The sequence below is a fragment of the Halomonas sp. 25-S5 genome (assembly GCF_029889845.1).
In the GTDB taxonomy this organism is placed as follows: Bacteria; Pseudomonadota; Gammaproteobacteria; order Pseudomonadales; family Halomonadaceae; genus Halomonas.
In genome coordinates, this window is record NZ_JARANV010000018.1 from 39,215 (window position 1) to 61,313 (window position 22,099).

Annotated in this window: 22 protein-coding genes; 7 read left to right on the top strand and 15 right to left on the bottom strand. The window is 64.6% G+C overall.

All coding sequences use genetic code 11. The annotated features are described in order from the left end of the window. The first annotated feature begins 13 nt into the window (after positions 1-13). The 5 genes from lptE (at position 14) to OP498_RS13100 (ending at position 3,698) form a co-directional block, all read left to right on the top strand. Entirely contained in the window at positions 14-496 is a 483-nt protein-coding gene (lptE, locus tag OP498_RS13080) for an LPS assembly lipoprotein LptE (protein ID WP_280548539.1), read from the top strand. Beyond that, positions 493-1,551, top strand: a complete 1,059-nt coding sequence (gene holA / locus OP498_RS13085; RefSeq protein ID WP_280553816.1) for a DNA polymerase III subunit delta — start codon at positions 493-495, stop codon at positions 1,549-1,551. The genes lptE and holA overlap by 4 nt, the downstream gene beginning before the upstream one ends. A gap of 325 nt (positions 1,552-1,876) precedes the next feature. Next, on the top strand, positions 1,877-2,272 hold the full coding sequence (locus OP498_RS13090) for a PA2779 family protein (protein ID WP_280548664.1): 396 nt from the start codon (positions 1,877-1,879) through the stop codon (positions 2,270-2,272). Between the two features lie 11 nt (positions 2,273-2,283). Further along, the gene (locus tag OP498_RS13095) at positions 2,284-3,255 is read left to right on the top strand and encodes a PA2778 family cysteine peptidase (RefSeq protein ID WP_348533486.1); all 972 of its coding nucleotides are present in this window, start codon (positions 2,284-2,286) and stop codon (positions 3,253-3,255) included. Positions 3,256-3,257: 2 nt separating this feature from the next. Further along, the gene (locus tag OP498_RS13100; protein ID WP_280553818.1) at positions 3,258-3,698 is read left to right on the top strand and encodes a DUF488 family protein; all 441 of its coding nucleotides are present in this window, start codon (positions 3,258-3,260) and stop codon (positions 3,696-3,698) included. Between the two features lie 152 nt (positions 3,699-3,850). Here the strand turns inward: OP498_RS13100 and nqrM are convergent, their stop codons facing one another. The 8 genes from nqrM to OP498_RS13140 all read right to left on the bottom strand — a co-directional run bounded on the left by nqrM (position 3,851) and on the right by OP498_RS13140 (position 12,112). Further along, positions 3,851-4,105 (bottom strand): (Na+)-NQR maturation NqrM, encoded by a 255-nt coding sequence (nqrM, locus tag OP498_RS13105; RefSeq protein WP_280548548.1) that lies wholly within the window; start codon positions 4,103-4,105, stop codon positions 3,851-3,853. Positions 4,106-4,307: 202 nt separating this feature from the next. Beyond that, the gene (gene nqrF / locus OP498_RS13110) at positions 4,308-5,540 is read right to left on the bottom strand and encodes an NADH:ubiquinone reductase (Na(+)-transporting) subunit F (RefSeq protein WP_280548550.1); all 1,233 of its coding nucleotides are present in this window, start codon (positions 5,538-5,540) and stop codon (positions 4,308-4,310) included. Positions 5,541-5,612: 72 nt separating this feature from the next. Then, positions 5,613-6,230 carry an NADH:ubiquinone reductase (Na(+)-transporting) subunit E gene (gene nqrE / locus OP498_RS13115; protein WP_280548552.1) on the bottom strand — a complete coding sequence of 206 codons (618 nt, stop codon included), beginning with the start codon at positions 6,228-6,230 and terminating at the stop codon, positions 5,613-5,615. 1 nt (position 6,231) lies between these two features. Further along, positions 6,232-6,900, bottom strand: a complete 669-nt coding sequence (locus OP498_RS13120; protein ID WP_280548554.1) for an NADH:ubiquinone reductase (Na(+)-transporting) subunit D — start codon at positions 6,898-6,900, stop codon at positions 6,232-6,234. A gap of 2 nt (positions 6,901-6,902) precedes the next feature. Next, positions 6,903-7,721: a Na(+)-translocating NADH-quinone reductase subunit C gene (locus OP498_RS13125; RefSeq protein ID WP_280548556.1), complete on the bottom strand. Its 819-nt coding sequence runs from the start codon at positions 7,719-7,721 to the stop codon at positions 6,903-6,905. Then, a complete protein-coding gene (locus tag OP498_RS13130) occupies positions 7,721-8,947 on the bottom strand; it encodes an NADH:ubiquinone reductase (Na(+)-transporting) subunit B (RefSeq protein ID WP_280548557.1) in 1,227 nt (408 codons plus the stop codon). The genes OP498_RS13125 and OP498_RS13130 overlap by 1 nt, the downstream gene beginning before the upstream one ends. Continuing rightward, positions 8,947-10,296 carry a Na(+)-translocating NADH-quinone reductase subunit A gene (locus OP498_RS13135; protein WP_280553819.1) on the bottom strand — a complete coding sequence of 450 codons (1,350 nt, stop codon included), beginning with the start codon at positions 10,294-10,296 and terminating at the stop codon, positions 8,947-8,949. The genes OP498_RS13130 and OP498_RS13135 overlap by 1 nt, the downstream gene beginning before the upstream one ends. Before the next feature lie 355 nt (positions 10,297-10,651). Then, the gene (locus OP498_RS13140) at positions 10,652-12,112 is read right to left on the bottom strand and encodes a glyceraldehyde-3-phosphate dehydrogenase (protein WP_280553820.1); all 1,461 of its coding nucleotides are present in this window, start codon (positions 12,110-12,112) and stop codon (positions 10,652-10,654) included. 203 nt (positions 12,113-12,315) lie between these two features. Between OP498_RS13140 and mfd the strand changes: the two genes are divergently transcribed. Together mfd and OP498_RS13150 are read left to right on the top strand one after the other, a co-directional pair. Beyond that, a complete protein-coding gene (gene mfd / locus OP498_RS13145) occupies positions 12,316-15,765 on the top strand; it encodes a transcription-repair coupling factor (protein WP_280553822.1) in 3,450 nt (1,149 codons plus the stop codon). Positions 15,766-15,831: 66 nt separating this feature from the next. Beyond that, entirely contained in the window at positions 15,832-16,932 is a 1,101-nt protein-coding gene (locus tag OP498_RS13150) for a L,D-transpeptidase family protein (RefSeq protein WP_280553824.1), read from the top strand. Positions 16,933-17,048: 116 nt separating this feature from the next. Here OP498_RS13150 and OP498_RS13155 read toward each other — a convergent pair whose 3' ends face one another. The 7 genes from OP498_RS13155 to OP498_RS13185 all read right to left on the bottom strand — a co-directional run bounded on the left by OP498_RS13155 (position 17,049) and on the right by OP498_RS13185 (position 22,036). Next, positions 17,049-17,312 (bottom strand): Lpp/OprI family alanine-zipper lipoprotein, encoded by a 264-nt coding sequence (locus OP498_RS13155; protein WP_280548568.1) that lies wholly within the window; start codon positions 17,310-17,312, stop codon positions 17,049-17,051. 177 nt (positions 17,313-17,489) lie between these two features. Beyond that, positions 17,490-18,101 (bottom strand): L,D-transpeptidase, encoded by a 612-nt coding sequence (locus OP498_RS13160; protein ID WP_280548570.1) that lies wholly within the window; start codon positions 18,099-18,101, stop codon positions 17,490-17,492. A 164-nt stretch (positions 18,102-18,265) separates the two neighbouring features. Next, positions 18,266-18,730, bottom strand: coding sequence for a 2-hydroxyacyl-CoA dehydratase (locus OP498_RS13165; RefSeq protein WP_280548572.1), 465 nt, complete (start codon positions 18,728-18,730; stop codon positions 18,266-18,268). 251 nt (positions 18,731-18,981) lie between these two features. Continuing rightward, positions 18,982-19,887, bottom strand: a complete 906-nt coding sequence (locus OP498_RS13170; RefSeq protein WP_280548574.1) for an SDR family oxidoreductase — start codon at positions 19,885-19,887, stop codon at positions 18,982-18,984. A 121-nt stretch (positions 19,888-20,008) separates the two neighbouring features. Further along, on the bottom strand, positions 20,009-21,097 hold the full coding sequence (locus tag OP498_RS13175; protein ID WP_280548576.1) for an aldo/keto reductase: 1,089 nt from the start codon (positions 21,095-21,097) through the stop codon (positions 20,009-20,011). Between the two features lie 52 nt (positions 21,098-21,149). Beyond that, entirely contained in the window at positions 21,150-21,611 is a 462-nt protein-coding gene (locus tag OP498_RS13180) for a MarR family transcriptional regulator (RefSeq protein ID WP_280548578.1), read from the bottom strand. Next, positions 21,611-22,036: an organic hydroperoxide resistance protein gene (locus OP498_RS13185; RefSeq protein ID WP_280548580.1), complete on the bottom strand. Its 426-nt coding sequence runs from the start codon at positions 22,034-22,036 to the stop codon at positions 21,611-21,613. The genes OP498_RS13180 and OP498_RS13185 overlap by 1 nt, the downstream gene beginning before the upstream one ends. Positions 22,037-22,099: the final 63 nt, after the last annotated feature.

The window sequence follows — 22,099 nt, forward strand, 5'->3', positions numbered from 1 at the left end:
CACGGAGAGCCCCATGCAGCGCCGAACCCTACTGCAACTCGGCCTCGCCGCCGGCGCCTCCCTGGTGCTGGCCGGCTGCGGCTTTCGCCTGCGCGGCCTCGACCAGCCGGTAGTGGCCATCGATGCCCTGGCCCTGTCGGGTACGGAGAGCGAGCTGGCCCGGCTGGTCGCCCGCCGCCTGGAGAGTGCCGGCACCCGGATCGATGGGCAGGCGGAGCGCGTGCTCAACCTGGGCCCGGAAAGTTTCCGTGAACGACGACTGAGCGTCCTCGACAGCGGACCCCGCGACCTGGAGATGACGCTCGAGGTGCCCTTCTCGGTGCAGCGCCGCGCCGACAGTGCCTACCTGCTCGACCAGCAGCGCCTGGAGGTCAGCGAGCGCCTGACGGTCAACGATGACGAGCTGCTGGCCCAGGACGACCTGCGCGAGGCCACGCGCGAGCGGCTGCGAGAGGCGGCCGTACGCCAGCTGATGGACCGCCTGCGGGCGCTATGAAGGTCTTTCCCGACAAGCTTCAAGACGCGCTGGCCAGGAAGCTGCCTCCGGTGGTGATCGTCGCCGGCGAGGAGCCGCTGCAGCACATGGAGGCCTGCGACGCCGTTCGCGCCGCCGCTCGCCAGGCGGGGGTCGATGAACGCGAGGTCCTGCACGTGGAGGCCAACTTCGCCTGGGGGCGCCTGACCGAGGCCGCCGCCAGCCTCTCGCTGTTCGCCACACGACGACTCATCGAGGTACGCCTGAGCAGTGGCAAGCCCGGCCAGGAAGGCGCCAAGGCACTTCGCGACTACGCCGAATCCCTCAAGGGCAGCGACGATGTCCTGTTGCTCTCCACCGGCAAGCTGGACTATCGCGAGCAGAAGAGCGCCTGGTTCAAGGCCCTGGACAAGCTCGGGCTCTTCGTGCCGGTCTGGCCGGTGGACGCCTCGCGGCTGGGATTCTGGCTGCGTGACCGCGCCGGGCGCCACGGCCTCTCCCTGGACCTCGATGCCGCCCGGCTGCTCGGCGAGCGCACCGAGGGCAACCTGCTCGCCGCCGACCAGGAACTGCAGAAGCTGGCCCTGATGCTGCCCGCAGGCGCACGGGTCGGCCCCCGCGAAGTGGCGGGCGGCGTTGAGGATAGCGCCCGCTATGACGTCTTCACGCTGCTGGACGCCTGCCTCAAGGGCGAACGCGCCCGGGTCACGCGGATCATGGCCGGCCTGCGCGGCGAGGGGGTCGAAGCCCCCATCGTGCTCTGGGCCCTGTCCCGGGAGCTGCGTATCCTGCTCTCCCTCCAGCAGCACCTCGACCAGGGCCAGAGCCTGGAGCATGCCTGCAAGGCCCAGAAGCCGCCGATCTTCGAGAAGCGTCGCCCCGCCTACCAGCAGGCCATCGCCCGGCTGCCGCTGAAGCGGCTGCACAAGCTGCTGCTCTTTGCCCAGCGCCTGGACCTGGCGATAAAGGGAGGCAGCAGCGTGCCGCTCTGGGATGGCCTCCATGACCTGGCCCTGACCCTGGCCGGCGGTCGCGGCCTGCTCGCCGAACTGCCCTCCTCCTACCGGATCGACTGATCCCACGGCCCTTTGGGGTCAGGCCCTGAGAGTTCCCCAGGAATATTTCCTACAAATCAAAAGGCTGCATATCTCCGCTGGATGTCCGAGAGCTCGGCGTAGCCCTTGGGGTCTGACCCCCAATCTATTGATTTCTTAGTTATATCAGAGGGTTGGCGTAATATGCATCTGCGGGGTCAGACCCCAAGGGCACGCAAGGGCATGAAATGTCACATCATTCCGTCCTATACTGGACAGACATCGTTGTTTCGTCGGCCTGCAAGGAAGCAGGTACGCCGGAGCCTGGAGCCGGAAGCCCAACCCAAGAAGAAGGAACACCGAGATGATGAAGAAGATCTGCCGTTACCTCAGCCCGCTGCTCATTGCCGCCCTGGTGCTGGGCAGCCTGCCGGTGGCCGCCGCGCCGACCAGTCCGGGAAGCGGCCTGGTCACCACCCAGGATGCCCTGAACGTCGAACGCACCCAGGGGGACCGGGAGCGGATCCACGAGATCCTTGCCCGTGACGACGTCCAGGAGCAGCTCGTCGCCCAGGGCGTCGACCCTGCCGAGGTGGAAGCCCGTGTGGCCGCCCTCTCCGATGCGGAAGCCGCCCAGATGGCCGATCAGCTCGAGCAGCTGCCCGCCGGTGCCAGCGTGGTCGGTGCCCTGTTCGCCGTCTTCGTGATCCTGTTGGTCACCGATATCCTCGGCCTGACCAACGTCTTCCCCTTCACCCGCTGAGCACGATCCCCATGATGCACTGCCGTGATAGGCAGCCGCATGCCAGGAACGCCCGCGCCGCGGGCGTTCCTGCGTTGGTGCTGCTGCTCCTGACACTGGTGGGCTGCGCCTCTACCCCGCAACTCGCCGAGAGCACCGAACGCGAACTGCCCCGCCGGGCGCTGCTCGAGGACATCCCCTTCCATGGGCAGCGCGACTACCAGTGTGGCCCCGCTTCGCTGGCCATGGTGCTCAACGCCACCGGCATGCCCGTTGACGTCGACACCCTGATCCCCCAGGTCTTCCTGCCCGGGCGAGAGGGCAGCGTCCAGCCCGAGATGCTGGGCACCGTGCGTCGCCACGGCCGCATCCCCTTCAGGATCGAGGGCTCGATGGATGCCCTGCTCACCGAGATCGACGCCGGCCATCCGGTGGTGGTGATGCAGAACCTCTCCCTGCCCGCCTGGCCGGTCTGGCACTACGCCGTGGCCATCGGTTTCGACCTGGACGAGGAGACGCTGATCCTGCACAGCGGCATGGAGCCGGAACGCGTCGAGTCCTTCAAACGCTTCGATGCCACCTGGGCCCGCAGCGATCGCTGGGCCTTCGTCGCTCTGCCCCCGGGCGAGTTTCCTGCCAGCACTGACGCCAAGACCGCCCTGGATGCCATTGCCGACTTCGAGCGCGTGCAGGGAGTCAAGACCGCGCTACCCGCTTGGGAGGCGCTCGTCGACCGCCAACCGGGAGCGGCGATGGGCCACTTCGCGCTGGGCAATGCCCGTTACGCCACCGGCGACACCCAAGGCGCCATGTCTGCCTTCGAGGATGCCGTGAAGGCGGATTCAGAGCTTGCCGTGGCCTGGCTCAATCTGGGGCTTCTGCAAAGCGAACTGGGGGAAGGTGAGAAGGCTCGCGAGGCCCTGCAGCGAGCAGCATCCATACCCGGCCCCTGGCAGAAGCAGGCCAGAGAAGCCCTGGATGACCTGAAGATGGGAGGCGAGTAGCGATGGCCTACGACATCGTGCTCAAGCGGATCTACCAGCCGGTCGACGCCGAGGATGGCGCCCGGGTGCTGGTCGATCGCCTCTGGCCCCGCGGCAAGCGGCGCGAGAGCCTGGCGCTGACTGACTGGTACCGTGATGCCTCCCCCTCACCCACGCTGCGACGCCAGTACCATCTGGGGGAGATCAGCCCGGACGTGTTTTCCGCCCGCTACCGAGGAGAACTCCGCGAGGCGCCGGAGAACCTGATCCCGCTGATGCGACACGCCCGACAAGGTCGGCTGACGTTGCTCTCGGCGGCCCGCGACCTGGAGGGCTCTCACCTGCTCCTGCTACGCAACGCCATCCTTCAAGCGTTATCCGAGGAAGATGCCGCGGATCATGAACCAAGCTCTCCGCCCTGCTATGCGCCACAGTTCAAGGACACGCCTCCTCCAGAGGCCTAGCAGGCTGTCGGGTTTTTTAATCCGACAGACTGCTAGGACGTCCTGTTCCTGGCATCCCGAGCGGTTCGCTACGCCTCGAGCCGCAGACGAAAAAAAGATCGAGGGCTCGTCGCCCTTGATCTTTTTCGTGTGATGCTGGCCTGTCAGGCCGATCAGCGTCGGGTGGCGTCATACCCCAGGTCGGCCCCGCGGCTCTCGTCGCTGCGGCGACGCGCGCCGGACTTCTTGCGATTCTCCTCCTCGCAAACCTCGTCCTTGCCGCCGCAGACCTCGCACCCCTCCTTGAGGCCGAGCTGGTTGAGGCCACCGCAGCTGCCGGCGATGGGCTTGCGACCCATGATCACGCCGACGGCCATGGCGGCCATGATCAGCAGCATGAAGGCGAATACCACCAGGTAAAGGGTCATTGCAACGCTCCTCGTAAAAGGGAAAAGCTTGGCCGTCCTACCGTATGTGACAACGATACATCGCTCGAGGTCCACGGTGTAGAAAGCTTGGTAGAGTGTCTGATGCCTGAGATGACGACCGCGTATCGATCGTCATGTCGGGCAGCAGAACCCAAGGGGCCGGCCGACAGGCCGGCCCGAAGGTGCCGCTTGGCGAACCCGATCAGCCGCCGAAATCATCCAGCAGGATGTTCTCGGGTTCCACGCCCAGGTCGATCAACAGCTTGATCACTGAGGCGTTCATCATGGGCGGCCCGCACATGTAGTACTCGCAGTCCTCGGGGGCCGGGTGGTCCTTGAGGTAGTTCTCGTAGAGGACGTTATGGATGAAGCCGGTCGGCCCCTCCCAGTTGTCTTCGGGCTGCGGGTCGGAGAGCGCCAGGTGCCACTCGAAGTTGGGGAACTCCTCGGCCAGCTGGTCGTACTCCTCGTTGTAGAAGGTCTCGCGCCAGGAGCGCGCACCGTACCAGAACGAGATCTTGCGGTCGGTCTTGAGACGCTTGAGCTGGTCGAAGATGTGGCTGCGCATCGGCGCCATGCCGGCACCGCCACCGATGAAGACCATCTCGGCATCGGTATCCTTGGCAAAGAACTCACCGAAGGGCCCCATCACCGTGACCTTGTCACCCGGCTTCAGGCTGAAGGCGTAGGTGGACATCAGCCCCGGCGGATAGTTGGTGTTGGGCGGCGGCGTGGCGATACGGATATTGAACTTGAGGATGCCCTTCTCGTCCGGATAGTTCGCCATGGAGTAGGCGCGGATGATTTCCTCGTTGTTCTTGTGGGAGATATCGAACAGCCCGAACTTCTCCCAGTCGCCGCGATACTCCTCCTCGATGTCAAAGTCCTTGAAGGAGATGTCGTAGGGCGGTGCCACCAGCTGCACATAGCCACCGGCACGGAAGGCCACTTCCTCGCCCTCGGGCAGCTTCAGGTTGAGCTCCTTGATGAAGGTGGCGACGTTGGGGTTCTTGATGACCTCGCATTCCCACTGCTTGACGCCGAAGACCTCTTCCGGGACCTCGATCTTCATGTCCTGCTTCACCGGCACCTGACAGGAGAGGCGCCAGCCGTCCTTCTTCTCGCGCAGGGTGAAGTGGGATTCCTCGGTGGGCAGAATGGCACCACCCCCCTCCTCCACACGGCACTTGCACTGGGCACAGGAGCCACCGCCGCCGCAGGCGGACGAGAGGAAGATGCCGTTGGCCGCCAGGGTGTTGAGCAGCTTGCCACCGGCCTGGGTGGTCAAGGAGTGCTCGGGGTCGCCGTTGACCTCGATGGTCACATCCCCGGTGCTGACGAGCCTGCTGCGGGCGGCCAGGATCACCAGAACCAGGCCGATGACGACCACGGTGAACATGACCACACCGAGCAAGATGAGTGTTGTATCAACCATGTCGGTTTCCTATTGCTTGACGTTGCCTGGACCCCGGCGACACGTCCGGCCGCCGGGAGAGCACGACCTGCCTCAGAGCTGGATGCCAGAGAAGGACATGAAGCCCAGCGACATCAGGCCCACGGTGATGAAGGTGATGCCCAGCCCCTGCAGGGAGGCGGGAACGTCGCTGTACTTGAGCTTCTCGCGAATGCCGGCCAGCGCGGTGATGGCCAGCGCCCAGCCGGTACCGGCGCCGACGCCATAGACCACGGACTCGCCAAAGCTGTAGTTGCGCTCGACCATGAACAGCACGCCACCGAGGATGGCGCAGTTCACGGTGATCAGCGGCAGGAACACGCCCAGCGCGTTGTAGAGCGTGGGCACGTACTTGTCGAGGAACATCTCCATGATCTGCACCAGGGCAGCGATGACGCCGATGTAGCTCAGGTAGCCGAGGAACGACAGGTCGATGTTCTCGGCACCGCTGATCCCGGTCCAGGTCAGGGCACCTTCCTGCAGCAGGAAGGTATAGACCAGGTTATTGACCGGCACGGTAACGCCCAGCACCACGATGACCGCGATGCCCAGGCCGAAGGCGGAGGAGACCTTCTTGGAGACCGCCATGAAGGTGCACATGCCCAGGAAGAACGCCAGGGCCATGTTCTCGACGAAGACCGAGGCAACGAACAGGCTGATATAGTGTTCCATGTTACACGGCCTCCTTCGGCTGGGTGTTTTCCTTCATCTTGAACTCGTTCTCCTCGACCTGCTCCGGGTTGACCGAGCGCAGCACCCAGATGATCAGACCAATGATGAAGAACGCCGACGGCGGCAGCAGCAGCAGCCCGTTGGGTACATACCAGCCACCGTCCTGGACGGGCTGCAGCACGGTGAAGCCGAACACGCTGCCAGAACCAAACAGTTCGCGGAAGAAGCCCACCGTCATCAGGATGAAGCCGTAGCCGATGCCGTTGCCGATGCCGTCCAGGAAGGACAATCCCGGCGTGTTGGTCATGGCGAAGCCTTCGGCACGCCCCATCACGATGCAGTTGGTGATGATCAGGCCGACGAACACCGAGAGCTGCTTGGACATCTCGTAGGCGTAGGCCTTGAGGATCTGGTCCACCACAATGACCAGCGAGGCGATGATGGTCATCTGCACGATGATGCGGATGGCGGACGGGATGTGGTGACGGATCAGCGATACGAACAGGTTCGAGAAGGCCGTCACGAAGATCACCGCCAGCGTCATGACCAGCGAGACGCTCATGCTAGTGGTTACCGCCAAGGCCGAACAGATACCCAGTATCTGCAGGGCGATGGGGTTGTTCTTGAAGATCGGCGTCGTCAGGACGCTCTTTGGGCTCGCAGCAGACATGGTCAGGCTCCTTCACTTTCGAGTTCGACGTCGGCGGCCTGGGCGTCATCCTGGCTGGTCCCCTCACGGAACCTGGCCAGATAATCACCGAAACCTTCCGGGCTCAACCAGAACTGCAGCATATTGGTCACGCCGCGACTGGTCAGGGTAGCTCCGGAGAGGGCATCAACTTCGGTCTTCTCCTCGGCCCCGCCCTTGACCAGGCGAATCGCGGGTGCGAGCTCACCTTGCTCGTCGAAGATCTCCTTGCCTTCCCACTGGGCCTGCCAGCGCGGGTTGTTGACCTCGCCGCCCAGACCGGGCGTCTCGCTGTGCTCATAGTAGGTGATGCCGACGATGGTGTTCCCGTCGCCTTCCACGGACAGGAAGCCGCGCATCAGCCCCCACAGCCCCTGGCCACGGATCGGCAGGATGATCTGCTCGGGATCGTCCGGGTCACCCACCAGATAGACAGTAGAGTAGGTCTCGACACGCGTCAGGCCAGCCGGATCCTTCTCGCCGGAGAGGGTGCGCGAGGAAGCCGGGTCGCGGCGCGCCTGGAAGCCCTCATAGGTCGAAGGATCGTGCTGCTCTGAATACTCGCCGGTCTCCAGGTTGACTACTCGCGGCGTGATGGTGGACGCAAAGGTTTCGTTCACATCCATGCCGGGCTCATAGAGCTGGGCCACCTCGAGAATATTGGTCTTGCGGTCGAGCTCCTGGTTGAACTGCTGCTTCGAACGCAGGGCCACCGCGGCGGTAGAGACGATGACGGCACACACGAGACTAAGTGCGAACGCCACCGTCAGAATCTTCTTGATGGAGTTGTTGCTCTGTGCCATCAGGCAGTCTCCTCGGCCGGCACACCGGTGCGCCGCAGGCGGCGCTTGATGTTGGCCTGTACAAAGAAGTGATCGATCAGCGGGGCGAACAGGTTGGCGAACAGGATCGCCAGCATGATGCCTTCGGGGAACGCCGGGTTGACAACACGGATCAGCACCGTCATGACGCCGATCAGCGCGCCGAAGATCAGGCGGCCCGGGTTGGTCATGGAGGCGGAGACTGGATCGGTCGCCATGAACACCATGCCGAAGGCGAAGCCGCCCACCACCAGGTGCCAATACCAGGGCATGGCGAACATCGGGTTGCTGTCGGAGCCGACCAGGTTGAAGAGCGCGCTGGTCGCCACCATGCCCAGGAAGACGCCGAGCATGATCCGCCAGGAGGCAATCTTGGTCCACAGCAGCACCGCCGCACCGATCAGGATCGCCAGGGTCGAGACTTCACCCAAGGAGCCCGGGATGAAGCCGATGAAGGCGTCCCACCAGCTGAACTGACTGGAGAGCGCCGACATGCCGTCCTGGAAGGCGATGGAAAGTGCGGTCGCGCCGGTGAAGCCATCGGCTGCCACCCAGACCGAGTCACCGGAGATCTGTGCCGGGTAGGCGAAGTAAAGGAAGGCACGGCCGGTCAGTGCCGGGTTGAGGAAGTTCTTGCCGGTACCACCGAAGATCTCCTTGCCGATCACCACGCCGAAGGTGATGCCGAGTGCCACCTGCCACAGCGGAATGGTGGCGGGCAGGATCAGTGCATAGAGAATGGAGGTGACGAAGAAGCCCTCGTTGACCTCATGGCCTCGCTTGATGGCGAACAGCACCTCCCAGAAGCCGCCGACCACGAAGGTCACCAGGTAGATCGGCAGGAAGTAGGTGGCACCGAGCACCAGGTTGGCCCACAGGCTGCCCGGATCATGACCGCCGGCGAGGGTCATCAGGATCGCCTCACGCCAGCCGTCCATGGAGGTGAAGCCGTCGGCGATGGCAGCGTTAGCCAGCCAGCCGGCGTTCCACATGCCGAAGAGCATCGCCGGGAAGGTGCACAGCCAGACGGTGATCATGATGCGCTTGAGGTCGATACCGTCTCGTACGTGGGCCGTGGTCTTGGCCACATCCGGCGGCGCGTAGAAGATGGTGTCCACCGCTTCAAAGAGGGGGTAGAACTTCTCGTACTTCCCGCCCTTGTGGAAGTGGGGTTCGAGATTGTCGAGTGTCTGTCGGATACCCATCATCAGGCCTCTTTCTCGATCAGGGTGAGGTTGTCACGCAGGATGGGACCGTACTCGTACTTGCCGGGGCACACATAGGTGCACAGCGCCAGGTCCTCTTCATCCAGCTCCAGGCAGCCGAGCTGCATCGCCGTCTCAATGTCGCCGACGATCAGTGAGCGCAGCAGCTGGGTGGGCAGGATGTCCAGCGGCATCACCTCCTCGTAGGCCCCCACCGGCACCATGGCACGCTCGGAACCGTTGGTCGAGGTCGTCGGCGCATAGCTGCTCAGGCCGGTGATCTTCGACAGGTAGATCCCCATCACCGAGTGGCGATTCTTGCCGGGCGACATCCAGCCCATGAAGACGCGCTTGTTGCCCTCCTCGAGCAGGCTGACCTGGTTATGGAAGCGTCCCAGGTAGCGCAGGCTGCCCTCGCAGGTGGCACCGGCGAACACCGAGCCGGAGATCACGCGGGTGCCATCGGGATCGATCACCTCACCGGTGAGCAGCTCCTCACTGCTGGCCCCGATGCGGGTACGCAGCAGGCGCGGGTTCTCAGCACGCGGGCCGCCTACCGCGATCACGCGATTGACGTCCAGCTTGCCTTCGGTAAACAGCTTGCCGAAGGCGATGACGTCTTGATAGCCGATATGCCAGACGCGCTTGTGCAGGGCCACGGGCGAGAGATGGTGAATATGGGTGCCCACCAGGCCGGCGGGATGCGGACCGGCGAAGGTCTCGTGCTGCACGCCCTTGACGTCAGCCCCCGGGATGCGGGCATCCGGCGCCGTGCAGAGGTAGACCTTGCCTTCGGTGAGCTGGGCCAGCACCTTGAGCCCGTCTTCGAAGGCCTCGGCCTGCTCGTTGACGATGTCGGCAGGGTCCGCAGCCAGCGGGTGCGTATCGATGGCCGTGACGAAGATATCGGTCGGCGAGCTGTCGACGGCCGGGGTGCGCGAGTAGGGCCGGGTGCGCAGCGCTGTCCACAGCCCCGACTCGACCAGCTGGTCGACGACGGCCTGGCGCTCGAGGCCGGCGAGCTTGTCGCGACCGTGAGCCGTGAACTCGACCGCCTCCTCGGTCTCGTCGACCTTGATGACCACCGAGAGCAGCTTGCGCTTCTCGCCACGGTGGATGGCGATGATCTCGCCGGCCGCCGGCGCCGTGAAACGCACCCCGTCGATCTTCTTGTCGGTAAAGAGCAGCTGGCCCAGCTTGACCCTGTCCCCCTCACGGACCTCCATGGTCGGCTTCATGCCGACATAGTCGGTGCCCAGGACGGCCACATGGCGCGCCGGTCGCGCATCCTCGATGCGCGCCTCCGGCGTCCCCGCGATGGGGAGATCCAGGCCTTTCTTGACGTCGATCATAGTCTCGCCCAGTTGATGGATCGGATAGATGAAGAAAGGGGTTCGAATGCACGCTCGCCCCTCCCCGAAAAATCCATCGTATTGTAAAGAGAAGCGTGAGGAATGACTACCTGCCCTATGGTCGCAAAGCGGCCAAGCGGCCAAGCGGCCAAGCGGCCAAGCGGCCAAGCGGCCAAGCGGCCAAGCGAGGTTGTGCCGGCTACATCAGCAAAAGCAAGAACCCCCATCGGAGTCGCTCCGTGAGGGTTCCTGATCTATCTCTTCAGCGACACCCGCCTGTCACGGGTCAGCTTGGCGGCTCGGCGCTTGGCTGCTCGGTGCTACCCGAAGGGCGCTTTGCGCTGCCCGAAGGGCCTTACCCCTTGACGCGTGGCAGCTTGAGGAAGTGCACATTGGAGACGTGCTGCAGGATGCGGATCACCTGGCAGCTGTAGCCGAACTCGTTGTCGTACCAGACATAGACCACGGCGTTCTTGCCGTTGGCGATGGTCGCCTTGGCGTCGACGATGCCGGCGTGGCGGTTGCCGACGAAGTCGGTGGAGACCACTTCTGGCGAGTCGACGAAGTCGATCTGCTTCTGGTAGGGCGAATCGAGAGACATCCGGCGCAGGAAGTCGTTGAGCGCCTCGGCGTCGGTCTCCTTCTCCAGGCGCAGGTTGAGGATCGCCATGGAGACGTTGGGTGTCGGCACACGGATGGCGTTGCCGGTCAGCTTGCCATCAAACTCCGGAAGCGCCTTGGCCACCGCCTTGGCGGCGCCGGTCTCAGTCAGCACCATGTTGAGCGGGGCGCTGCGACCGCGACGGTCGCCCTTGTGGTAGTTGTCGATCAGGTTCTGGTCATTGGTGTAGGCGTGCACGGTCTCCACGTGGCCGTGTTCGACGCCGAACGCGTCGTTAAGCACCTTGAGCACCGGCACGATGGCATTGGTGGTGCACGAGGCCGCGGAGAGGATGCGATCCTGCTCGCCGATGTCCTGGTGGTTGATGCCGTAGACGATATTGGCGATGTCGCCCTTGCCCGGGGCGGTGAGGATCGCCTTGGCCACGCCCGGGCACTGGATATGCTGGCCAAGGCCCGCCTCGTCGCGCCAGATGCCGGTGTTGTCGACCACCACGGCGTTATCGATGCCGTAGGCGGTATAGTCGATCTCGGTGGGCGAGTCGGCGTAGATCACCCGGATGACATTGCCGTTGGCGGTGATGGTGCGCGCTTCGGCGTCCACGCTGATGGTGCCGTTGAAAGGACCATGCACCGAATCGCGACGCAGCAGGCTGGCGCGCTTCTCCAGGTCCTTGGCGATGTCACCACGGCCACGCACCACGATGGCACGCAGGCGCAGCAGGTTGCCGCCGCCGGCCTTCTCGACCAGCACGCGCGCCAGGATCCGCCCGATGCGACCGAAGCCATAGAGCACCACGTCCTTGGGCTGCCCGTTGTGGCCGGCGGCGGCGTGGCCCTCGACGATCTCGGCCAGTTCCTCGCGCAGGAAGGCCGTCGGGTCGCCGCCACGCGCCTTGAAGGCCACGCCCAGCTTGCCCACGTCGACATGCGCCGGCCCCAGGTTGAGCTCGGTCATCGCCTTGATCAGCGGGAAGGTGTCCTGCACGGAGAGCTCGGTCCCCTCGATCTTGCGCACGTAGCGGTGATCCTTGAGGATGCGGATCACGCTGCGGTTGAACAGCGACCGCCCGAACATGGTCACCACCACGTTGTTATGGCGGTAGAGGCTGCCGATCATCGGGATCATCTGCTCGGCGATCGCCTGGTTGTCGTGCCATTCCTGAAAGACGGTATCGAGGGATTGCTGACTCACGGGTAACCTCTCCTTGGTGAATAGTGGGGGTAAAGATACCGGAGCATTATCCGGGGCGGCACCTGCCGGGGCAATCGCAGGATGGTCGCAGCCGCTGTAGGCGTTTTACAGAAACGCCCCGCTGACTACAGGCCGGCCGCGAGGCTGGTATCATGCCTTCACCTCCGCACGCCGCTCACGACCACGGTTGGGTAACTGTTAGCATGCCGAACTTCTCGCCGCTCGACCCGCCTCGCCCCCAGGGGCTGCGCGACATCCTCTACTGGCAGACGCCGCCGGGCAGCGCCACCGCCCTGGCCCTCGCCCACCTGGCCGAGGACGCCCCGCTGCTGGTGATCACCCCCGATACCGCCTCGGCCCAGCGCCTGGAGAGTGACCTGGGCTTCTATGGGCAGCTGCCGGTGCTGCCCTTTCCCGACTGGGAGACGCTGCCCTACGACAGCTTCTCGCCGCATCAGGACATCGTCTCGGCGCGGCTGCGCACCCTGCGCCGGTTGCAGGACGGCGAACACGGCATCGTGCTGGCGGCCATGAACACCCTCATGCAACGCCTGCCGCCGGTCGAGTACATCGCCGGACGCGTCATGACGCTGGAAACCGGCCATACCCTGGACCGTGAGGGGTTTCGCGACGCTCTGTCGCGGGCCGGCTACCGGGCCGTGGAGACGGTCTACGAACCCGGCGAATACGCCCTGCGCGGCGCGCTGATCGACCTCTTCCCCATGGGTGCCGAGGCACCGCTGCGCATCGATCTGTTCGACGACGAGATCGATACCCTGCGCCACTTCGCCCCCGACACCCAGCGCAGCCGAGACCGGGTCGAGCGCGTGGAGCTGCTGCCCGCCCACGAGTACTCGCTGTCGCGCAGCGCCATCGCCTGCTTTCGCGAGGGCTTCGAGACCCTGTTCGACGTCGACCCGCGCCAGTGCCCGCTCTACGTGGATGCCCTCAAGGGCATTCCCTCCCCCGGCCTGGAACAGTACCTGCCGCTGTTCTTCGAACAGACCGCCACGCTCTTCGAGCACCTGGCCGAGGGCACGCGGGTGGCCATGCTGCCCGGGGTGTTCGAGGCGGCGGAGCATCACTGGGCGGCCATCGAGAGTCGCTTCGAGAACCTCGGGGTCGACCCCAGGCGTCCGCTGCTCCCCCCCCACCGCGCCTTCGTGCCCGTTGCCGAGGCGTTCGGTGCCATCAAGCGCCACCCCCGGGTGGCGCTGACCGGCGATGCGGCGCATCGGCATGCCGTGGCGCCTGCCACCCGGACACCGCCGACGGTGACGGTGAATGCCCGCGTGAAGCAGCCATTGGCTGCCCTGGAGACCTTCCTCGCCGACCACCCGGCCACGCGGGTGCTGTTCGTCGCCGAGTCGCGAGGCCGGCGCGAGGCCCTGGAGGAGACCCTGGAGCCGCTCAGGCTCGCGCTGCGCCACGTGGAGGACTTTCCCGCCTTCCTGGCCGGCGACGCCCGCCTGGCGATCACCGAGGGCGAGATCGATGCCGGCCTGTGGCTGACCGACCCAGATCTGGCGGTGATCAGCGAGACCGAGCTGTTCGGCGAGGTGGTGCGCCAGAGCCGCCGCCGTGAACGGGCCACCGATGACAGCGAGCTAGCGATCCGCCACCTCGCTGAGCTGCGTCCCGGCGCCCCGGTCGTCCACCAGGCCCATGGCGTGGGCCGCTACAAGGGGCTCGAGACGATTGAGGCCGGCGGCCAGGCCGCCGAATTCGTAACCCTGGAGTATGCCGACGGCGCGCGCCTGTATGTGCCGGTGGACAGCCTGCAGTTGATCTCGCGCTACGCCGGCGCCGACGACGAGCTGGCGCCACTGCATCGGCTGGGCTCGGACCAGTGGGAGAAGGCCCGGCGGCGCGCCGCCGAGAAAATCCGCGACACCGCCGCCGAGCTGCTCGACATCTACGCCCGCCGCGAGGCCCGGGCGGGCTTTGCCTGTGCACCGCCCGATGCGGAGTACGCGCGCTTTGCGGCCAGCTTCCCGTTCGAGGAGACCCCCGACCAGCGCGCCGCCATCCAGGCCGTCATCGGCGACATGATCGCCCCACGCCCCATGGATCGAGTCGTGTGCGGCGATGTGGGCTTCGGCAAGACCGAAGTCGCCATGCGTGCGGCCTTCCTGGCCGTGCACTCCGGTCGCCAGGTGGTGGTGCTGGTGCCCACCACCCTGCTCGCCCGCCAGCACTACGAGAACTTCCGCGACCGCTTCGCCGACACCGCGGTGAACATCGAGTTGATCTCGCGCTTCACCGCCGGCAAGGGTCAGGCCGCGTCCCTGAAGCGCATCGAGGCGGGCCAGGCGGATATCGTCATCGGCACCCACAAGCTGCTGTCGAAGAGCACGAAGCTTCCCCACATGGGGCTGCTGATCATCGACGAGGAGCACCGTTTCGGTGTGGCCCAGAAGGAGCGCCTCAAGAGCCTGCGGGCCGAGGTCGACATCCTGACCATGACCGCCACCCCGATCCCGCGCACGCTGAACATGGCGATGAGCGGGATCCGCGACCTGTCGATCATTGCCACCCCTCCGGCCCGGCGCCTGTCGGTGAAGACCTTCGTCCAGCAGCGCGACGAGGCGGTGATCAAGGAGGCGCTCCTGCGCGAGATCCTGCGCGGTGGCCAGGTCTACTTCCTCCACAACGAGGTCAAGACCATCGAAACCGCCGCCGAGAAGGTGCGCGAGCTGGTGCCCGACGCCAGGGTCGGCGTCGCCCATGGCCAGCTGCCCGAGCGCTCCCTGGAGCGGATCATGTCCGACTTCTACCACAAGCGCTTCAACGTACTGGTCTGCTCGACCATCATCGAGACCGGCATCGACGTGCCCAGTGCCAACACCATCGTCATCGAGCGGGCCGACAAGTTCGGCCTGGCCCAGCTCCACCAGCTGCGCGGCCGCGTCGGGCGCAGCCACCACCAGGCCTACGCCTACCTGCTTGCCCCGCCGCCCCGGGTGATGAGCAAGGATGCCGTCAAGCGGCTGGAGGCCATCGCCGGCGCCGAGGAACTGGGCGCGGGCTTCACCCTGGCCAGCCACGACATGGAGATCCGCGGCGCGGGCGAACTGCTCGGCGAGGAACAGAGCGGCCAGATGGAGGCCGTCGGCTATGGCCTCTACATGCAGATGCTCGACCGGGCGGTGACGGCGATCCGCGAGGGGCGCACGCCCAACATCGAGGCCCCGCTGGACCAGGGGGTCGAGGTCAGCCTCAACCTGCCGGCCTTGATCCCCGACGACTATCTCCACGACGTTCAGCAGCGCCTGGTGATGTACAAGCGCATCGCCAGCGCCGCCGATGAGGCCGAGCTCAATGAGCTCAGGGTGGAGATGATCGACCGCTTCGGCCTGCTGCCGGCTCCGGTCAAGACCCTGTTGCGCCAGACCCGGCTGCGCCAGCGCGCCGAGCGCCTGGGCATCACCCGCCTGGAGGCCGGCCCCGAGAAGGGCCGGGTGATCTTCGCCGGCCAGACCCCCGTCGACCCGCTGGTGCTCGTGGAACTGATCCAGCGAGCGCCGGACCGCTATCGCCTGGATGGCGCCGATACCCTGCGCTTCGAAGCGGCCATGGAGAAGGCGGAGGCCCGCTTCCAGGCGGTGGAACAGCTCCTCGACACGCTCAATCGCAAGGCCGAGGCGGCGTAACCAAGGCCTGAGCAACTGGCGGAAAGCCTCCCGCCCGGGCGATACTATAGGATCAAGACGCCCAGGATGGGTCCATCGCAGCCCCTGACCAACGGCAACCACGAGAACATGACGTCGATGAAGCACTCTTTCCCGCTCGGGCACGCCGCCCGATTCGCCACGGCGCTGGGTCTCTGCGCCGCTCTGGCCACGCCCCTCCAGGCCAGTACCGAGGAGTGGCCCCGCGGCTACTATCCCCTTCCCGACGAAGGGGACCTGGTCGGCGAGGTCTATACCGTCGTCGCCGAGAGCGGCGACACCCTGATCGATATCGGCCACGAGCACGGTATCGGCTACGAGGAGATGGTGCGCGCCAACCCGGACGTCAGCATCTGGGCACCCTTCGAGGGCACCGAGATCGTGATTCCCGGTCGCTTCATTCTTCCCGAAGGGCCCCGCGAGGGCCTGGTGGTCAACGTGGCGGAGATGCGCCTCTACTATTATCCCCCGGCCGAGCAGGGCGAGACGCCACGCGTCGAGACCTACCCCATCGCCGTCGGGCGCATGGACTGGAAGACTCCCTTGGGCACCACCCGCATCACCGAGAAGGTCAAGGATCCGGCCTGGTATCCACCGAAGTCGATCCTCAAGGAGCGTGCCGAGGAGGGGCGCAGCCTGCCGAGCGTGGTACCGCCTGGACCGGACAACCCGCTGGGCACCCGCAAGATGCGTCTGGGCATCCCCGGCTACCTGATCCATGGCACCAACAAGCCCGAGGGCGTCGGCATGCGCGTCACCCATGGCTGCATCCGCATGCTGCCCGAGGACATCGAGGCCCTCTTCCCGCGCCTGCCCATCGGCACCCAGGTCAAACTGATCAACGAGACGCTCAAGCTCGGCTGGTCGGATGGCACCCTGCACGTCCAGGCCTACCCCTACCTGGACGAAGAAGACGGCACCACCATCCAGCGCATCACCGAGGCCCTCGACCAGGTGGACACAGCGGTCAGTGGGCTCGACTACCCGGTGGACTACGCCCGTCTTCGCGAGGTCGTGGAGGTGCCGCGGGGCATGCCCGTGGCGCTGGAGGTCTCAGCCCCGGATCCCACGCCCGAAACGCTCTGGGACCGCCTGGAGCTAATCGCCGCCGACACTGCCCCCAAGGAGCGCCAGGCCAAGGAAGGCTGAGCCTCTCCTGACCTCATCGCGCAGCAAACGTCCACCAACGACAGGGGCCTCGCCGGTAACGGCGAGGCCCCTGTCTTGAAGGTTCTGCTACCGCCCTACCGGGCGGCGGAGAACGATCACTTGCGCATGGAACGCTCGAACATGCGGTTCATCTCTTCGCGGTTCTGCTCGGACATCTGCAGGGCCGCCTGAGCGTCGCGCTGTGCCTGGTTGGCGGTGTTCTGCGCCTGAGTGGCGATACTGCGTGCTTCGGCAGCGTCAGCCTGGGCGGACTCGGCGGTCATGCGGACTTCTTCCAGGGCGCTGTTGGATGCACAACCGGCCAGGATGGCCAGGGAGGCGGCAGCGGCGGTCAGCTTCAGAGTGGTCTTCAGAGTCATGGTGTTCTCCTTGAGTCTTCCTTGGGTACTGCGTTGGTGTTGCCTGAGAGTCAGGCTTCCTGCGGAAGCAGGCCTTCTTGCAGCGACTTCTGCTGCGAAGCACAGGAGTCAAACGCTGTTTTATAATATATAACGGCGCTTGTCCATAGCTTAGAACGTCCCTTGCGAATGTAAAGCCTAGCGGATCACGACGCGTGTGCCAATGTCGATCAACGACGACAAATTCTCGACCTGCGTGTCGGTCACTGCCACGCAGCCATCCGTCCAGTGGAACCGCCGGTGGATGTCGGGATCCCCCTCACCGACACCATGGATGCCGATGAAGCCGCCGAGCACCGTATCCTGGGGAGGGTAACCGTTCCGACGGTAGTAGGAGAAGTAGTCATCGTAGTCTTGCTGGCTGTACACCCCGGCCTCCAGCGCCATGCGGGCATGAGTCGGCGTGGGGTAATCGAGCCCGATGAAGATATGGAACTTGCTGCGGCGATTGAAGCGGTTGACCCGGAACTCGCCGAGCGGCGTGGCACGGTCGCCCCGCTGGCGCTGCGGCTTGGCCCCTCCGCGGCCCAGCGAGATCGGCTCGTAGCGCTCGAGTAGCCGATTGCCACGGTAGACGCTCAGCGCCGCCTCACGGTCATCGACCAGCACCCACAGCTCGCCGTCGTGGCGAGGAACGATGGCGCGAGACAGCAGGCTGTCCATCAGGCTGGCAGACGCGTACGGGGCCAGCAGCAGCAAGGGCGAACTGAGCGCCAGCAGGCCGAAGCGGCGACGGGACAGGTGCTTCATCGGTGACGTCTCTGGGGCATGCAGGAAATGAAAGGCTTCGTACTGATAGACGTTATACCGGATTGGCCAAGGCCTGTCAGGAGGGAATGGCGGTGTCGCAAAACGGCGTCATCGGCATGGCGCAGCAGCGTGAGTGACAGGCTCTGTCCGACATCGCGTTCTCCTCAGTAGTCCTCGAGTCGTTGCATGTCACGGGCAAGTCGTCGCACTTCGGCCTCATGGCCGGTAGAGAGCGAGGCGAAGAACTCGCGCTCGGCCTCCGCGGATGCCCGCTCGACACGATGCGCGTAGAGATCCTGAAGCGTCCTGTGCATGGTCAGCGCGGTAGAGAGCACATCCTGCACGCTGTCGCAGGACACACACTGGGTAAGACGATCGAGGGTGGGCGCATGGGGAAAGTCGGCAGGGTCGTCGAACCAGGTCTCGAGGACGTTGCGATGCTCGCTATCTTCCTCGAGGTAGTTGGCCAGCTCGGTCTGCATCTTGCGTTCGTGCTCGGCCAGGTACTCCAATGCCATGCGCACCCGGTCGTTGACGTCAGTGGCGGCCAGCTGGTCATACTGTTCGGCGAGCCCACGATGGTAATCGGCCGCCCAGGCGACCAGCTCCTTGACCTGATGAAAGCGCATTGCGGCTCCTCCTATCATTGATGCCCCGATACGGGCAGATAGTCCATTAATTTTATCGTAACCAAGCCATGTCCATCACGCTTGATGCATATCAATGCTGTATGAGATCGTAGCCGCCGCCCCACGTGCCACCTTCTGGCGTTGCCCGGCATTGTGGGCTCTTCCGGCGTTGTGGGTCATTGACTGGTGCAACGCACAGCTTGGCGCCAAGCCGGCCAAGCTCAGAGCACTAACGTCAAGAAATAACTTTATCACAGCTTGGCGCGCAGGCGGTTCACCAACAGATCGTGCCTGAGAATCTCGTTCCTGAGCGAGGTGAGTTCTTCCACATCCCAATTGGCGCTGAAATGGCGCCCCGTGCCCCAGTCCGCCTTGCCGGAGGCCAGCCAGACGATAAAACCGGCCGCCAGCTCGGGGCTATCGGTGAGATAGGCGTGCATCTCCCCTGGCATGTTCTGTCCGAGCTCGGTGGCCACTCCGCCGGGATGGATGGCGAAGCATTTGATGCCGTCCTGACCATGATCCACGGTGACGAATTCACACAGACGGTTGATCGCGTGCTTGGATGTCTGGTAATCAGATCCCGTCGGGGACAGCAGCTGCGCGCCAACCGACGACAGCAGGATCAGATGACCGCCACTTGATCCTTCGGCGGCCCACTTTTTCGCAGACTCGATAAGATGCGGCATACAGAAACGTATGACGTGATAGGCCCCCCTCACGTTGACTTCCCAGGTGTGCCACCAGCTCTCGGGGTCGGACTCGCCGATCTTCGCCCAATGCGCAAGGTGGCCGGCGTTGGCATCGGCCACGTCGATGCCGCCGAATGTTTTCACGCAATCGGCAACGGCAGCTTCGACCTGCTCCGGGCGGGTGACATCGCACGTCGAATAGGCGCACTGGGTATTCGGGTTTGCCTGTCGGATCAGCTCCCGTGTCTCCTCGAGTGCCGGCTCTGAGCGCGCGGTCACATAGACCGCCCTTGCGCCCGCCTCGGCGAAGGCGACAGCCGTAGCCTGGCCGATTCCCCGTGATCCGCCGGTAATAAAGATCACCTTGCCCGACGCGCTATCTTTCAGCGCTGCAGCCGGATTGATCGCCTCATATCGGCCGTGATGTTCCGTCAGGGAAAGGAACTGGGTGTCAAGGGATGACATGTCTACCTCCTTCGGTGGTTGGGCGGATCGATGGCCGTCAGGCCCTTGATCTGCCCGTTTATAGAAGATCTCGTTTTCGACAATCAGAGGACAAGTCCTTATGCCGGCGCGGTGCCAGTGCTCACTCTTTCGCGTGCGCCCGATACTCCCCTTGCCGCTCCAGCATCCAGCCCGGATACTCCTCCGGCAGGCGGCTGACCTCATCCAGGGCGGCCAGCTCGTCATCCGACAGGCGTACTCCGGCCGCGCGGATATTGGCCTTGAGCTGGTCGGGCCGTTTGGCACCCACAATAATGCTGGTCACAGGTTTCTGGTGTAGCAGCCAGGCCAGGGCGATCTGGGCCACGCTGACCGGCTCGCCGTCGACCTGCTTGCCATCGGCAATCTCCCGCATGACCCTGATAACCTCGCTGCCCCGCTCACGGTTGACGGGCGGGAAATCAAACCTGGCCCGGCGGTTTTCCTCGGAAACGTCCGGCCCTTCGTATTTGCCCGACAGGTAGCCCCCTGCCAGCGGGCTCCACACCATCAGCCCGACCTTCTCGGATGCCAGCATCGGCACGATATCCCGTTCCAGGTCGCGACCCACCAGGGTGTAATAGGCCTGCAGGGAGGTGATCGGGCACAGGTGACGGGCCCGGGTGATGCCGATGGCCTTCATGATCTGCCAGGCGGCCCAGTTGGACAGGCCCACATAACGCACATGGCCGTGTTGCACCAGGGTGTTCAGTGCCTCCAGGGTTTCCTCGATCGGCGTGGCCGGGTCGAAGCCGTGGATCTGGTACAGGTCGATATAGTCCGTCTGCAGGCGCGCCAGGCTCGCCTTGCATTCACTCATGATATGGCCACGGGAGGCGCCCCGGGCATTGGGACCATCCCCCATGGGGCCAAGTACCTTGGTGGCCAGCACCACGTCCTCGCGGCGAACGCCGAGATTCTTCAGGGACTGGCCGACGATGCGCTCACTGGCACCGAAACCATAGACATTGGCGGTGTCGATGAAGTTGATGCCCGCCTCCAGGGCCATCTTCATCAGCTCGTCGGCCTGCTCCTGCTGCAGATTGCCGATCAGGCCCCAGATCCCCTCATCGCCGCCGCCGAAGGTCATGGTCCCCAGGCAGAGCTCGGAGACGAACAGGCCTGAGTCACCCAGTGCCTTGTAGCGTAGACGGTTGTCTTCATGGAACCGCGGTAGGTTGTCAGTTGCCATGTTGCACCTCTTTGTGAAATGAATTGATATTGAAAGCGAGCTGCGGACCTCGCTATTTGACCAGCCCTCGCAGTCTTTCTACCAACGAGGTGGTGACATCGTGAAGCTGTGCTCCCTCCGCGGCGTCAAAACCGATCCGGGCCGCAAGCGTTTCGGGAATCCGCTGGGCCTGCTCCCGTAAGGCGGTGGCGTGCGGAGTGAGTGCGATGAGCACACGACGCTCGTCCTCACGGTCTCGCCTGCGGGTCACCAGGCCATCTCGCTCCATGCGCTTGAGCAGGGGAGTGATGGTGCCGGCATCAAGATAGAGGCAATCACGCAATTCGCCGACGCTGGCACTGCCGCGCTCCCACAGCACCAGCAATACCAGATATTGCGAATAGGTCAGCCCCAGCGGTGCCAGCAGCGGACGATACAGGCGCTGCATCAGGTTGGTCGCCGCGTAGAGGGGAAAGCAGACCTGACGGTCGAGGCGAAGCCACTCGCTGGCATCGTCTTGGTGCTCGCTACCCATCATCGCGTCTTGACACTCAGCGCGACATCGATATTGCCGCGGGTTGCATTTGAATAGGGGCAGACCTCATGCGCCTGGGCAACGATCGCCTCGGCTGCCGCCTGGTCAACGCCGGCCAGCGTGACATCGAGCGCGACGGTCAGCGCAAAACCGCCGCTGCCATTCGGCTCCAGGCCGACGGTGGCGGCCACCTCGACATCACGATCCTGGAGTTTGCGCTCCTGGTTGCGGGTGACATGGATGACTGCATTGCCGAAGCAGGCGGCATAACCGGCCGCAAAAAGCTGTTCAGGATTGGTGGCATCGCCCTGGCCGCCCAGACTGCCGGGCATCGCGAGCTTGAGGTCGAGAAGCCCATCAGTGCTTTTCACCGTGCCGCTGCGACCGCCGATGGCGTTAACCGTGGTTGAGTAGAACGTGCTCATGCTTCACCTCCTGGAGTGTATGGCAAGCCATCCTATCGCTAACCATATAGTTCAGGCAAGGAG